The sequence below is a fragment of the Paenibacillus sp. EC2-1 genome, assembly GCF_049311625.1.
In the GTDB taxonomy this organism is placed as follows: domain Bacteria; phylum Bacillota; class Bacilli; order Paenibacillales; family Paenibacillaceae; genus Paenibacillus_AQ.
Genome location: NZ_CP186006.1, coordinates 550,440 through 564,349, shown reverse-complemented (window position 1 = coordinate 564,349; position 13,910 = coordinate 550,440). Strand labels below are relative to the sequence as shown.

General features: G+C 54.2%; 11 protein-coding genes. 8 read left to right on the top strand and 3 right to left on the bottom strand.

Annotated features, from left to right (window positions below; genetic code table 11):
* The first annotated feature begins 2 nt into the window (after window positions 1-2).
* From ACK8P5_RS02665 to ACK8P5_RS02630, 8 genes are all read left to right on the top strand, one after another.
* Window positions 3-2,384 (top strand): hypothetical protein, encoded by a 2,382-nt coding sequence (locus ACK8P5_RS02665; RefSeq protein WP_422659461.1) that lies wholly within the window; start codon window positions 3-5, stop codon window positions 2,382-2,384.
* 3 nt (window positions 2,385-2,387) lie between these two features.
* Entirely contained in the window at window positions 2,388-3,131 is a 744-nt protein-coding gene (locus tag ACK8P5_RS02660) for a hypothetical protein (RefSeq protein ID WP_422659459.1), read from the top strand.
* A gap of 3 nt (window positions 3,132-3,134) precedes the next feature.
* Complete coding sequence (locus ACK8P5_RS02655) at window positions 3,135-5,507, top strand: hypothetical protein (protein WP_422659460.1); 2,373 nt, start codon at window positions 3,135-3,137, stop codon at window positions 5,505-5,507.
* 3 nt (window positions 5,508-5,510) lie between these two features.
* On the top strand, window positions 5,511-6,254 hold the full coding sequence (locus tag ACK8P5_RS02650; RefSeq protein ID WP_422659459.1) for a hypothetical protein: 744 nt from the start codon (window positions 5,511-5,513) through the stop codon (window positions 6,252-6,254).
* 3 nt (window positions 6,255-6,257) lie between these two features.
* A complete protein-coding gene (locus ACK8P5_RS02645) occupies window positions 6,258-7,430 on the top strand; it encodes a hypothetical protein (protein ID WP_422659458.1) in 1,173 nt (390 codons plus the stop codon).
* Window positions 7,431-7,588: 158 nt separating this feature from the next.
* Window positions 7,589-7,876, top strand: coding sequence for a hypothetical protein (locus ACK8P5_RS02640; RefSeq protein WP_422661585.1), 288 nt, complete (start codon window positions 7,589-7,591; stop codon window positions 7,874-7,876).
* 89 nt (window positions 7,877-7,965) lie between these two features.
* Window positions 7,966-8,277, top strand: a complete 312-nt coding sequence (locus ACK8P5_RS02635) for a hypothetical protein (RefSeq protein ID WP_422659457.1) — start codon at window positions 7,966-7,968, stop codon at window positions 8,275-8,277.
* 305 nt (window positions 8,278-8,582) lie between these two features.
* On the top strand, window positions 8,583-9,557 hold the full coding sequence (locus tag ACK8P5_RS02630; RefSeq protein WP_422659456.1) for a hypothetical protein: 975 nt from the start codon (window positions 8,583-8,585) through the stop codon (window positions 9,555-9,557).
* Window positions 9,558-9,838: 281 nt separating this feature from the next.
* Here the strand turns inward: ACK8P5_RS02630 and ACK8P5_RS02625 are convergent, their stop codons facing one another.
* The 3 genes from ACK8P5_RS02625 to ACK8P5_RS02615 form a co-directional block, all read right to left on the bottom strand.
* Window positions 9,839-11,260 carry an aspartate ammonia-lyase gene (locus ACK8P5_RS02625; protein ID WP_422661345.1) on the bottom strand — a complete coding sequence of 474 codons (1,422 nt, stop codon included), beginning with the start codon at window positions 11,258-11,260 and terminating at the stop codon, window positions 9,839-9,841.
* 448 nt (window positions 11,261-11,708) lie between these two features.
* The gene (locus ACK8P5_RS02620; protein WP_422659455.1) at window positions 11,709-12,305 is read right to left on the bottom strand and encodes a TetR/AcrR family transcriptional regulator; all 597 of its coding nucleotides are present in this window, start codon (window positions 12,303-12,305) and stop codon (window positions 11,709-11,711) included.
* A gap of 35 nt (window positions 12,306-12,340) precedes the next feature.
* Window positions 12,341-13,789 (bottom strand): MDR family MFS transporter, encoded by a 1,449-nt coding sequence (locus ACK8P5_RS02615; protein WP_422661344.1) that lies wholly within the window; start codon window positions 13,787-13,789, stop codon window positions 12,341-12,343.
* Between the last annotated feature and the right edge of the window lie 121 nt (window positions 13,790-13,910).

The following is a 13,910-nucleotide window of genomic DNA, read 5'->3' as shown; positions in this document are numbered from 1 at the left end:
TGGTGCTATCGGAGATACGGGCGACACGGGCGCTACTGGCGCTACGGGAGCTACCGGAGCGACTGGAGACAATGGCGATACTGGAGTCACCGGAGATACTGGTGCTACTGGAGTTACTGGAGTCACCGGAGCGACTGGCGTTACTGGGGCCACGGGCAACACCGGTGCTACCGGCGCCACTGGAGACACTGGAGACACAGGCGCTACTGGCGTCACGGGGGCAACCGGAGCGACTGGAAACACCGGTGCTACGGGTGCTACGAGTGCTACGGGTGCTACGGGTGCCACGGGCGATACCGGCGCTGCTGGTGCCACGGGTGATACAGGCGCCACCGGAGATACTGGCGACACTGGAGCCACTGGAGATACCGGTGCTACTGGTGCCACTGGAGCTACCGGTGCTACCGGAGCTACTGGAGCTACTGGTGATACTGGTGATACTGGTCCCACAGGTGCTACGGGTGCCACGGGAGTTACTGGAGTTACTGGAGCTACGGGTGATACTGGCGCTACAGGAGCTACTGGTGCCACTGGTGCTACTGGTGCCACTGGCGATACCGGTGCTACCGGTGCTACTGGTGATACTGGTGATACTGGTGCCACGGGCGACATCGGCGATACGGGTGCTACTGGGCCAACCGGAGATACCGGAGGCACCGGAGCTACTGGAGTTACCGGCACCACTGGGGCCACGGGTGCTACCGGAGATACAGGTGCCACGGGAGTTACTGGAGTTACTGGAGCGACTGGAGACACCGGCGCTACGGGTGCCACTGGCGATACCGGTGCTACCGGAGCTACTGGTGATACTGGTGCCACAGGTGCTACTGGTGCTACCGGAGCTACTGGGGCCACTGGTGATACCGGTACCACAGGTGCTACTGGAGTTACTGGAGCGACTGGAGACACCGGCGCTACGAGTGCCACTGGAGACACCGGCGCTACTGGCGTCACTGGTGCTACGGGTGCTACCGGTACCACTGGCGATACAGGCGCCACGGGTGCTACCGGAGATACCGGAGCTACTGGTGCCACTGGCGATACTGGAGCCACGGGTGCTACGGGTGCTACTGGTGCCACTGGCGATACCGGTGCTACCGGAGCTACGGGCGATACCGGTGCCACTGGGCCAACCGGAGATACTGGTGCTAAGGGCGCTACTGGTGCTACGGGCGCTACTGGCGACACCGGCGCAACTGGGGCCACGGGTGACACTGGTGTCACTGGAGATACTGGCGCGACAGGAAACACTGGGGCTACTGGGGCTACTGGGGATACCGGAGCTACAGGAGATACTGGTGTCACGGGCGCTACGGGAAACACCGGAGCTACTGGGGCTACTGGTGCCACTGGGCCAACCGGAGCGACCGGAGACACTGGCGCTACAGGCGCTACTGGTACCACTGGTGCCACGGGCGACACGGGCGACACGGGCGATACTGGAGATACTGGAGCTACCGGTGCCACGGGAGTTACTGGAGTTACTGGAGCTACTGGAGACACCGGCGCCACCGGTGCTACCGGTGCTACTGGATCTACCGGAGCCACTGGGCCAACCGGAGCTACTGGGCCAACCGGAGCTACTGGTGCCACTGGAGACACTGGAGACACAGGTGCTACTGGCGTCACTGGAGATACCGGATCCACCGGAGACACTGGTGCTACTGGAGCTACCGGCGCTACGGGTGCTACTGGCGTCACCGGTGCCACGGGCGACACCGGCGCTTCTGGTGCCACGGGTGATACCGGTGCCACTGGGCCAACCGGAGCGACCGGAGCTACTGGTGATACTGGTGACACCGGAGATACTGGTGCCACTGGAATCACCGGAGCTACTGGTGATACTGGTGACACCGGAGATACTGGTGCCACTGGAATCACCGGAGCTACTGGTGATACTGGAGCCACGGGTGCCACGGGTGCCACTGGAGACAATGGAGACACTGGCGCTACTGGAGCTACTGGCGCTACTGGAGATACTGGAGCTACAGGCGCTACAGGAGATACTGGTGCTACTGGTGCTACCGGAGACACTGGCGCTACCGGTGCCACTGGCGCTACCGGTGCCACGGGAGTTACTGGAGTTACTGGAGTTACTGGAGTCACCGGCGCTACTGGTGCTACTGGCGTCACTGGTGCTACGGGCGCTACTGGCGATACCGGTGCCACAGGAGATACTGGTGCTACCGGAGTCACCGGAGCTACTGGAGTTACCGGCAACACAGGTGCCACTGGCGCTACTGGGGCCACGGGCGACACCGGGGCTACCGGAGCTACCGGCGCTACGGGTGCTACTGGTGATACCGGAGCTACTGGAGTCACCGGAGACACTGGGGCCACTGGCGATACCGGCGACACGGGAGTTACTGGAGCTACTGGAGTGACTGGTGCTATCGGAGATACGGGCGACACGGGCGCTACTGGCGCTACGGGAGCTACCGGAGCGACTGGAGACACTGGCGATACTGGAGCTACTGGTGCTACAGGCGCTACTGGAGTCACCGGAGATACTGGTGCTACTGGAGCGACCGGAGACACTGGAGATACAGGCGCTACTGGTGCCACGGGTGACACTGGATCCACCGGAGCTACTGGTGCTACTGGCGCTACGGGCGCTACTGGCGACACCGGCGCAACTGGGGCCACGGGTGACACGGGCGTCACTGGAGACACAGGCGCTACTGGAGATACTGGAGCTACAGGCGCTACCGGTGCTACCGGCGCCACCGGAGATACTGGCGACACTGGAGCCACTGGTGATACCGGAGCTACTGGAGTCACCGGCGCTACTGGTGCTACTGGAGTTACCGGCAACACAGGTGCCACTGGCGCTACCGGTGCTACTGGTGCCACTGGTGACACTGGATCCACCGGAGCTACTGGTGCCACTGGTGCTACGGGTGCCACTGGTGCCACTGGAGACACCGGCGATACCGGAGCTACTGGCGCTACTGGCGCTACTGGTGACACGGGCGCTACTGGTGCCACGGGCGACACCGGGGCTACCGGAGCTACCGGCGCTACTGGTGATACCGGAGCTACTGGTGATACCGGAGCTACTGGAGTCACCGGAGACACTGGGGCCACTGGCGATACCGGCGACACGGGAGTTACTGGAGCTACTGGAGTGACTGGTGCTATCGGAGATACGGGCGACACGGGCGCTACTGGCGCTACGGGAGCTACCGGAGCGACTGGAGACAATGGCGATACTGGAGTCACCGGAGATACTGGTGCTACTGGAGTTACTGGAGTCACCGGAGCGACTGGCGTTACTGGGGCCACGGGCAACACCGGTGCTACCGGCGCCACTGGAGACACTGGAGACACAGGCGCTACTGGCGTCACGGGGGCAACCGGAGCGACTGGAAACACCGGTGCTACGGGTGCTACGAGTGCTACGGGTGCTACGGGTGCCACGGGCGATACCGGCGCTGCTGGTGCCACGGGTGATACAGGCGCCACCGGAGATACTGGCGACACTGGAGCCACTGGAGATACCGGTGCTACTGGTGCCACTGGAGCTACCGGTGCTACCGGAGCTACTGGAGCTACTGGTGATACTGGTGATACTGGTCCCACAGGTGCTACGGGTGCCACGGGAGTTACTGGAGTTACTGGAGCTACGGGTGATACTGGCGCTACAGGAGCTACTGGTGCCACTGGTGCTACTGGTGCCACTGGCGATACCGGTGCTACCGGTGCTACTGGTGATACTGGTGATACTGGTGCCACGGGCGACATCGGCGATACGGGTGCTACTGGGCCAACCGGAGATACCGGAGGCACCGGAGCTACTGGAGTTACCGGCACCACTGGGGCCACGGGTGCTACCGGAGATACAGGTGCCACGGGAGTTACTGGAGTTACTGGAGCGACTGGAGACACCGGCGCTACGGGTGCCACTGGCGATACCGGTGCTACCGGAGCTACTGGTGATACTGGTGCCACAGGTGCTACTGGTGCTACCGGAGCTACTGGGGCCACTGGTGATACCGGTACCACAGGTGCTACTGGAGTTACTGGAGCGACTGGAGACACCGGCGCTACGAGTGCCACTGGAGACACCGGCGCTACTGGCGTCACTGGTGCTACGGGTGCTACCGGTACCACTGGCGATACAGGCGCCACGGGTGCTACCGGAGATACCGGAGCTACTGGTGCCACTGGCGATACTGGAGCCACGGGTGCTACGGGTGCTACTGGTGCCACTGGCGATACCGGTGCTACCGGAGCTACGGGCGATACCGGTGCCACTGGGCCAACCGGAGATACTGGTGCTAAGGGCGCTACTGGTGCTACGGGCGCTACTGGCGACACCGGCGCAACTGGGGCCACGGGTGACACTGGTGTCACTGGAGATACTGGCGCGACAGGAAACACTGGGGCTACTGGGGCTACTGGGGATACCGGAGCTACAGGAGATACTGGTGTCACGGGCGCTACGGGAAACACCGGAGCTACTGGGGCTACTGGTGCCACTGGGCCAACCGGAGCGACCGGAGACACTGGCGCTACAGGCGCTACTGGTACCACTGGTGCCACGGGCGACACGGGCGATACTGGAGATACTGGAGCTACCGGTGCCACGGGAGTTACTGGAGTTACTGGAGCTACTGGAGACACCGGCGCCACCGGTGCTACCGGTGCTACTGGATCTACCGGAGCCACTGGGCCAACCGGAGCTACTGGGCCAACCGGAGCTACTGGTGCCACTGGAGACACTGGAGACACAGGTGCTACTGGCGTCACTGGAGATACCGGATCCACCGGAGACACTGGTGCTACTGGAGCTACCGGCGCTACGGGTGCTACTGGCGTCACCGGTGCCACGGGCGACACCGGCGCTTCTGGTGCCACGGGTGATACCGGTGCCACTGGGCCAACCGGAGCGACCGGAGCTACTGGTGATACTGGTGACACCGGAGATACTGGTGCCACTGGAATCACCGGAGCTACTGGTGATACTGGTGACACCGGAGATACTGGTGCCACTGGAATCACCGGAGCTACTGGTGATACTGGAGCCACGGGTGCCACGGGTGCCACTGGAGACAATGGAGACACTGGCGCTACTGGAGCTACTGGCGCTACTGGAGATACTGGAGCTACAGGCGCTACAGGAGATACTGGTGCTACTGGTGCTACCGGAGACACTGGCGCTACCGGTGCCACTGGCGCTACCGGTGCCACGGGAGTTACTGGAGTTACTGGAGTTACTGGAGTCACCGGCGCTACTGGTGCTACTGGCGTCACTGGTGCTACGGGCGCTACTGGCGATACCGGTGCCACAGGAGATACTGGTGCTACCGGAGTCACCGGAGCTACTGGAGTTACCGGCAACACAGGTGCCACTGGCGCTACTGGGGCCACGGGCGACACCGGGGCTACCGGAGCTACCGGCGCTACGGGTGCTACTGGTGATACCGGAGCTACTGGAGTCACCGGAGACACTGGGGCCACTGGCGATACCGGCGACACGGGAGTTACTGGAGCTACTGGAGTGACTGGTGCTATCGGAGATACGGGCGACACGGGCGCTACTGGCGCTACGGGAGCTACCGGAGCGACTGGAGACACTGGCGATACTGGAGCTACTGGTGCTACAGGCGCTACTGGAGTCACCGGAGATACTGGTGCTACTGGAGCGACCGGAGACACTGGAGATACAGGCGCTACTGGTGCCACGGGTGACACTGGATCCACCGGAGCTACTGGTGCTACTGGCGCTACGGGCGCTACTGGCGACACCGGCGCAACTGGGGCCACGGGTGACACGGGCGTCACTGGAGACACAGGCGCTACTGGAGATACTGGAGCTACAGGCGCTACCGGTGCTACCGGCGCCACCGGAGATACTGGCGACACTGGAGCCACTGGTGATACCGGAGCTACTGGAGTCACCGGCGCTACTGGTGCTACTGGAGTTACCGGCAACACAGGTGCCACTGGCGCTACCGGTGCTACTGGTGCCACTGGTGACACTGGATCCACCGGAGCTACTGGTGCCACTGGTGCTACGGGTGCCACTGGTGCCACTGGAGACACCGGCGATACCGGAGCTACTGGCGCTACTGGCGCTACTGGTGACACGGGCGCTACTGGTGCCACGGGCGACACCGGGGCTACCGGAGCTACCGGCGCTACTGGTGATACCGGAGCTACTGGTGATACCGGAGCTACTGGAGTCACCGGAGACACTGGGGCCACTGGCGATACCGGCGACACGGGAGTTACTGGAGCTACTGGAGTGACTGGTGCTATCGGAGATACGGGCGACACGGGCGCTACTGGCGCTACGGGAGCTACCGGAGCGACTGGAGACAATGGCGATACTGGAGTCACCGGAGATACTGGTGCTACTGGAGTTACTGGAGTCACCGGAGCGACTGGCGTTACTGGGGCCACGGGCAACACCGGTGCTACCGGCGCCACTGGAGACACTGGAGACACAGGCGCTACTGGCGTCACGGGGGCAACCGGAGCGACTGGAAACACCGGTGCTACGGGTGCTACGAGTGCTACGGGTGCTACGGGTGCCACGGGCGATACCGGCGCTGCTGGTGCCACGGGTGATACAGGCGCCACCGGAGATACTGGCGACACTGGAGCCACTGGAGATACCGGTGCTACTGGTGCCACTGGCGATACCGGTGCTACTGGAGCTACCGGAGATACTGGCGCTACCGGTGCTACGGGTGCCACGGGCGACACCGGTGCTACCGGAGCCACTGGGCCAACCGGAGTTACCGGAGTTACCGGAGCTACTGGTGATACTGGTGCTACTGGTGCTACGGGCGCTACTGGTGCCACTGGTGCTACGGGCGCTACTGGTGCCACTGGTGCTACTGGTGCCACTGGAGCTACCGGAGACACCGGAGCTACGGGTGATACTGGTGCTACTGGTGCTACTGGTGATACGGGCGCTACTGGTGCCACTGGTGCTACTGGTGCCACTGGTGATACCGGAGACACCGGCGCTACGGGCGCCACCGGAGCTACTGGTGCCACTGGTGCCACTGGTGCCACTGGAGCTACTGGCGCTACTGGAGCTACTGGAGCTACCGGAGCCACTGGCGCTACCGGGGCCACAGGCGCTACCGGTGCCACTGGTGATACCGGAGCTACGGGCGCCACCGGGGCCACCGGAGCTACGGGCGCCACCGGGGCCACCGGAGCTACGGGCGCCACCGGAGCTACTGGTGCCACTGGGGCCACTGGTGCTACCGGTGCCACTGGCGCTACCGGAGCCACTGGTGCCACTGGGGCCACTGGTGCTACCGGTGCCACTGGCGCTACCGGAGCCACTGGTGCCACCGGGGCTACTGGGGCCACCGGGGCTACTGGGGCCACGGGAGCCACTGGAAGCACTGGAGCTACAGGGCCCAATCTCAATGCCACAGGATTTTCTGCTGTTAATTCTTCATTAACTGTATCTTCTACTACTCAAATTACGAACTGGACTGTAACAAGTCCGTATTATGGAAGTCCAGACTTCAATCCAACTACAGGAAACTATACTGTTCCGGCCACGGGCTATTATTCACTTGCTGCAACCATCAACTACATTACTTCTGCCACTATCGGCGTGTCTCTAGGTGCTGGAATTAATCCATTTTTCGTCATAAGTCGAACATCACCGACTGCAACCAATCTCGTAAGTGGCTTGTTCCCGCTCCTGAACGTAAATATTGCACTGGTTCTAAACTTAAGAACCATACTAGGTAATGGAACCATTACACTCGCGGGAGACGTCCAATTAAATGCTGGTGATGTCCTTGGCCTGTTCTATCAAGCAAACGGATTGACAATCGGACTGAATCTCGGGGGAGGCAGTTCATCCGGCATTGTGTGGTCTATATATCGTCTTGCCTAACGATTGTCGATATTCAAAAAATCCGGCGTATAAAGGGGAATCTCTGCATATAATCACCTTAGTGTTTATTTGCAAAGGAGTGATTCCCTATGTCTCAAGCCAATATCCCCAATATAACTCCTATCATTTCCGTAACCTTTGACGAAGCCATTAATCTTATTCTCGCCTCAATTGCCCTTGAAGAAATCAGTCTTGCCCACATTCTTAATGCTGAGGGAGAGAAGCTTCAGTATGTACTTGGTACCCTGCCTGGTGCAAATCCCCCCCCAATGACTCTCAGCGATCTTTTAATCATCAATAACAGTGTTCGGGAAATGCTTAAAGAGGTTTCAAAAAAAGAGTGGATTCTCAACAATAAACTCGAAAGCGCAGTTGAAGCCATTAAAGCCCAGCGCACCTAATTAGTACTCTCACAGTCTTCTCCACAAAAACAAACAAAAAGAGAGCTCAATCGGGATTCTAACCCGAGAGCTCTCTTTTTTGTGTCTGTATTTCTCTAATACCCTACACTATGACAACATTCTACAAAATATTTTACTTTCATTGCTCATTAGGGATAAATACTTACAATAAGGGATAAGTTTCTATAAAATGTAATATTATGGGCGAAAAAAGATTATGATTTGGATATTGTACAATTTTCGATTCCAACAAGAGCATTTCGTTTCTGTATGGAATCACCTTATCAAGGAGGTACTCAGCTTATATGAATGTATGGTTCACAGAACAAATCAACATGTTTCTACACGTCAAATGGTTCGCTAAAGGCAGCAATTCGATCCCCAAGCCCATGGCTGAAGTGATCACCCCTACCTTTCTATTTTGGCTAGGTTTCACGTTTACTGTATTGCTGCTCTCGACGCTTTTCCACGATTATTTGAATCGTATCCCCGTGGTGAGGCGAATCCAAACGTGGCTAATCCGCTTCAAACCCCGAAGGTTGCTCATTCTAAGAGTAGGTATCGGTCTAGGACTACTTCTACAACTTATTACCGGCACTTACCTCTCTCCGGAATTCATTGCAGATTCCATTTGGGTATATCTTCTACTTAGCTTAGCCATCGCTGGACTCCTTCACCGAAAGACCTTAATTCTTACCAGTATCGCTCTTCTTTTATTGTACACCTACGCCACACAAAAGCACGGTATCTTTCACACACTTGATTATTTATTTTATCCCGGCATCATCTATTATCTCAGTGTATACAACACTCGCTGGAAAAAAACAGCCGCACCAGTTCTATATGTATTTACAGGAGTTTCTCTAGCCTGGCTCGCCATGGAGAAGCTAGCTATTGCAGATCTGGCCTACTCTTTAATGCACGACTACCACATCCCAACGATGGGTTTTACCGTTGAGAACTTCGTCCTGATCAGCGCATTCATCGAATTAGGACTAGCCTGGGCTTTCGTAGTTGGCATTATGAATAGATTTACCGCTCTCGTTCTAACAGGTGTATTTTTAATGACAACAACAGTATTCGGATTCAAGGAAATCATTGGCCACACAATTGTTCATACTCTACTCATTATGTTCCTCATTGAAGGCAGCGACAATTATAAGTCCCCCTTCCAGTTTCACCGTTCTCCGGTACTTCGCTCTCTTTTTGTAAGCGTTAACTTCTGTATATTCCTATTTGGACTAATGGCGCTTTACGTATGGATGGGACATACCCACTAACCTTTAACTTTATCTCCCTCCCCCTTGTAAGCGCACCCACAAAAAAAGCTGTCTCCACACGAATGTAGTCGAGTGGGACAGCCCTTAGACACAACCCTTCTCTAGCAAGGTATTAATCCCCCATCTTTACTTTGAAATATTGCACAAGCTCCTTAAATCATCTCCTCACTGTTAGTATCCCTTTACCTTAAATTCGTATCTACAGGGAAGGTAGCTCACTTAACAACAAGCCCCCAGTCATAAGACCGGGGGCTTGCCTCAGTATAGCGTGATGTGCCTTGTTATTGATTAAGTAAGAACTCTTCGCCGGCAATACCGGGTGAAGTCATATGATATGGGTCCAGTATGACACGAATCTGCTCTTCGGTCAGGAGACCTTTTTCCAGAATAATCTCTTTTACAGTCTGGCCTGTCTGCTGCGCTTCCTTCACGAGTCTTGAAGCGACATCATAGCCAAGATGCGGGTTCAGGGCGGTGATGATGCCATAACTTGTGTCCACATAATGCTTACATCTGTCGATATTCGCTTGCAGATCTGCGATTAAATTCTTATAGAATACATCCATTCCATTCTTTAGAATTTTGATGGAATGCATCAAGTTGTTCGCGGCTACAGGTACCATAACATTCAACTCAAATTGTCCTGCTTCACATGCAAGACAGATCGTATGGTCGTTGCCCATCACCTGGAAGGAGATTTGGTTCATCACTTCTGCCATAACTGGATTCACCTTACCAGGCATAATCGAGGAGCCTGGTTGCCTTGGCGGCACAAGTAATTCATTAAAACCTGCCTTCGGCCCTGAAGCCATCATACGAATATCGTTACACATCTTGGAGACGTTGACCGCACATACCTTTAGCGCTGCTGACAATTCAAGATAAGCATCCGTATTCTGCGTTGCATCCACGAGATCTTCTGCTTGTTCCAGATCCATTTGGGTCTGCTCCTTAAGCAGGTTAACCACACTCTCCATATATTCTAGTGGAGCATTGAGGCCTGTACCCACAGCGGTAGCCCCCATGTTTATTTTGAGCAAACCCTGAGCTGCCCGCTCAATACGCCCAATGTCTCTGCCCAGCACCTTCGCGTAAGCACTGAACTCCTGTCCTAAACGGATAGGAACGGCGTCCTGAAGATGGGTCCGGCCCATTTTGATAACATGGTCAAACTCTTTTGCCTTCTCGTTAATGCCATTAACAAGGGCCCGGAATACTACGAGCAGATCTTGTGTTAAACGATACGCCGCTATTCGGATTGCGGTAGGAATCGCATCATTCGTTGACTGTGACATATTCACATGATTGTTAGGATTGCAAAAGAAATAATCAGCCTTTCCCTTGCCCATCAGTTCCAGTGCACGATTAGCTAAAACTTCATTCATATTCATATTAATAGAAGTACCCGCTCCACCCTGGATCGAGTCCACAATAAATTCAGATCGAAACTGTCCTTCAATCACTTCTTCGGCCGCATCAACAATCGCTTTTCCAATGCCCTTCGGAAGTAAACCCAACTGCATGTTAGCAAGAGCGGCAGCCTTCTTCACCTCTGCAAGCGCAGAGATTAGCTCTGCATGTATAGGAACTCCACTGATGGGAAAGTTCTCGACTGCTCTGACTGTATTAATTCCGTAATAAGCTTGAGCAGGAAGCTGTCTCTCACCGAGGAAATCTTTTTCAACCCGATAATTCACGTCCATGTCTTCATCACCATTACCTTTCGAATTCCAGCATGTCATATCTGGTACTGTAATCATTCGTTTCCACCTATAATATTCCTCTAATTCTCACAAATATTTTGTGGAATAGTCCATGGAATTTAAGAAGGAATAATTAAGGCATACTCTGTCTCCATTACCCAATTTTCCATAATAACACTCTATATATAATATATCGCGACTCGCACATTTGATTATGCGAACCTCCCACACTTTTAAAGTAGAGAGAAGACCCTTTCGTTTATATCTTCCAACTTACACCCATACTTTAAGATGATTCCATCTCATAGGGGGGGGGGAGAGAAGCAGTTAGTAACCCAAGGATACCAACTCCACTAATTGTGCCCATCTTCACCTATTCAGAGACTGAAAATGAAATCACGAAAAAAGCCGTCCCCCAAAAGGAACGGCTTCAAAGATATAAGATTGCTCATGTATGAATAAACAATGGATCTATAAAGCTCCTACAGTACTGTTCAGCAACCTCTTCTGCACTATACCCCATATCACGTAAATAAAGAATGATATCCGCACGAGGAAGTGTAGAGAGCAGTATGGATGTGACAAACGGATCAAGCGATTTTGCTTCCCCTCGCTCAACCGCATCCTCTAGAAGACTTTGGATCTGTGTACGTAGATAAATGAAGGGTGGATTTTCATCCAGCGTGTTTCTAGCGTCCTCGAGCCGAGCAGGAATGAGCATAATCCTTAGCATTTCCAGATCTTCATTGATAAGGAGCACTACCCTATACATAATTGTCCGGAGCCGAAGGGCAACCAATTCCTCGCCACTACTGCGGAGATAAACATCCAATTCGTCAATAAATCGGTCGATCTTAGCTTCCATCAGGGTGAAGCAAATTTTGCTCTTGCTTGAAAAACGACGGTATAAAGTCCCTTGACCGATTCCTGTCGTTTTTGCAACCTGATGCATGGAAACTTCCTCGACTCCGTATTGATTAAATAAAGATTGCGCTGTATCTAAGATCTTTTGACCTAAAGCGTCATTCTCTTTTCTGCTAGTCATGCTTGCATCCCTTTCTACTTGAAAACAGGAACCTGTTATGCGGCTGACTTCTGCTCTTCAACTGGTGCAGCTGTACGCTTCACGAAGAAGCCCAGCACCAAAGCAATAATTGCAAGAACGAGTCCAGTTATAAACGCACTGTGAAGACCCGCAACCATTGCCTCTACCGGATTCAAATCTCCGGTTGTCTCCACATAATTTTTGGATCCTGCTGTCATGATGCTGATAAAGAGTGCCATACCTACAGCCCCGGCTACCTGCTGCAATGTATTCATAATCGCTGTACCATGAGGGTACATCAAGCGCGGCAGCTGATTCAAAGCCGTTGTTTGAGCAGGCATCATTACCATAGAAATACCAATCATCATCATAACATGAAGGAAGATGACATAACCACCTGTCCATGAAGATTCAACGCGAGAGAACAGGAAGATCGCAACACATAGAAGAACTAATCCAGGGATAATTAACACCCTTGGTCCAAATTTATCAAATAGCTTCCCTGTGATGGGTGCCATCAGTCCGTTGATAATACCACCAGGCATCATAACAAGCCCTGCAGACAGAGCGGTTAATCCAAGAGCATTTTGCAGGAACAACGGCAACATAATCATGGTGGAGAACATACTCATCATTAATACTAACATCAGTACGGTTACCAGTGAGAACATAGGAAACTTAAAGGTGCGCAGATCCAGCATAGGTTCCTTCATGCGCAATTGACGCCACACAAAGAGCAATAAGCTAATCGCACCTGCTGTGATACACCACACGACTTTTGGATCCGACCAAGAGCCTTCTCCCGCACTGCTGAAACCATATACAATTCCACCAAAACCGATGGTTGATAGAATAATGGAGACAAAGTCCACTTTCGGTTTCGTCAATTCCGATACATTTTTCAAGAATATTGCCGCAAAAGCAATAGAGAATGCAGCCAGCGGAATAACCAAGTAGAACAACCAGCGCCAGCCCATTGAATCCACGATCAACCCGGAAAGCGTTGGTCCGATCGCAGGGGCTGTCATAATAACGAGTCCGATCATCCCCATCGCCGCTCCCCGATTTTGAGGCGGATAAATACTAAGTATCGTATTCATCAGAACTGGCAGCATAAGACCTGTTCCGAACGCTTGCAAAATACGACCAACCAACAGCACCTCAAAACCAGGTGCGAAACCACATATAATGGTACCTACCAAAAATAGCGTCATTGCGCCTATAAACATCTGTCTTGTGGTAAACCACAGTTGAAGTAACGCCGTTACCGGAACCAGTATCCCGACAACAAGCATGTAGGATGTTGATAACCATTGTACAGTTGATTCCCCAATGCCAAACTGCTCCATCAAGCTTGGGAAAGCAATGTTTAACAGCGTCTCGTTCAAGATAGAAACGAATGCGCCAATGATGAGTGCAGCTACAATCGGCCCTCTCTTTAACTTCGTTACATCAATCTTGGCCGAACTTGGCCCCACTCCCATATCCAAGACCTTATCCTCCTTAGGTTCTATATACGGACAATTGTCCGATAATGCGTTTTTTATTCTAACGGACAATTGTCCGCAGGTCAATGCTTATATGGAAATTTTTTTATAACAAAAG

Coding starts and splice junctions, on each gene's coding strand:
- ACK8P5_RS02635 (WP_422659457.1), top strand. CDS start 7,966: ATGTCTCAAGCCAATATCCCCAATATAACTCCTATCATTTCCGTAACC.
- ACK8P5_RS02630 (WP_422659456.1), top strand. CDS start 8,583: ATGAATGTATGGTTCACAGAACAAATCAACATGTTTCTACACGTCAAA.
- ACK8P5_RS02625 (WP_422661345.1), bottom strand. CDS start 11,260: ATGGACGTGAATTATCGGGTTGAAAAAGATTTCCTCGGTGAGAGACAG.
- ACK8P5_RS02620 (WP_422659455.1), bottom strand. CDS start 12,305: ATGACTAGCAGAAAAGAGAATGACGCTTTAGGTCAAAAGATCTTAGAT.
- ACK8P5_RS02615 (WP_422661344.1), bottom strand. CDS start 13,789: ATGGGAGTGGGGCCAAGTTCGGCCAAGATTGATGTAACGAAGTTAAAG.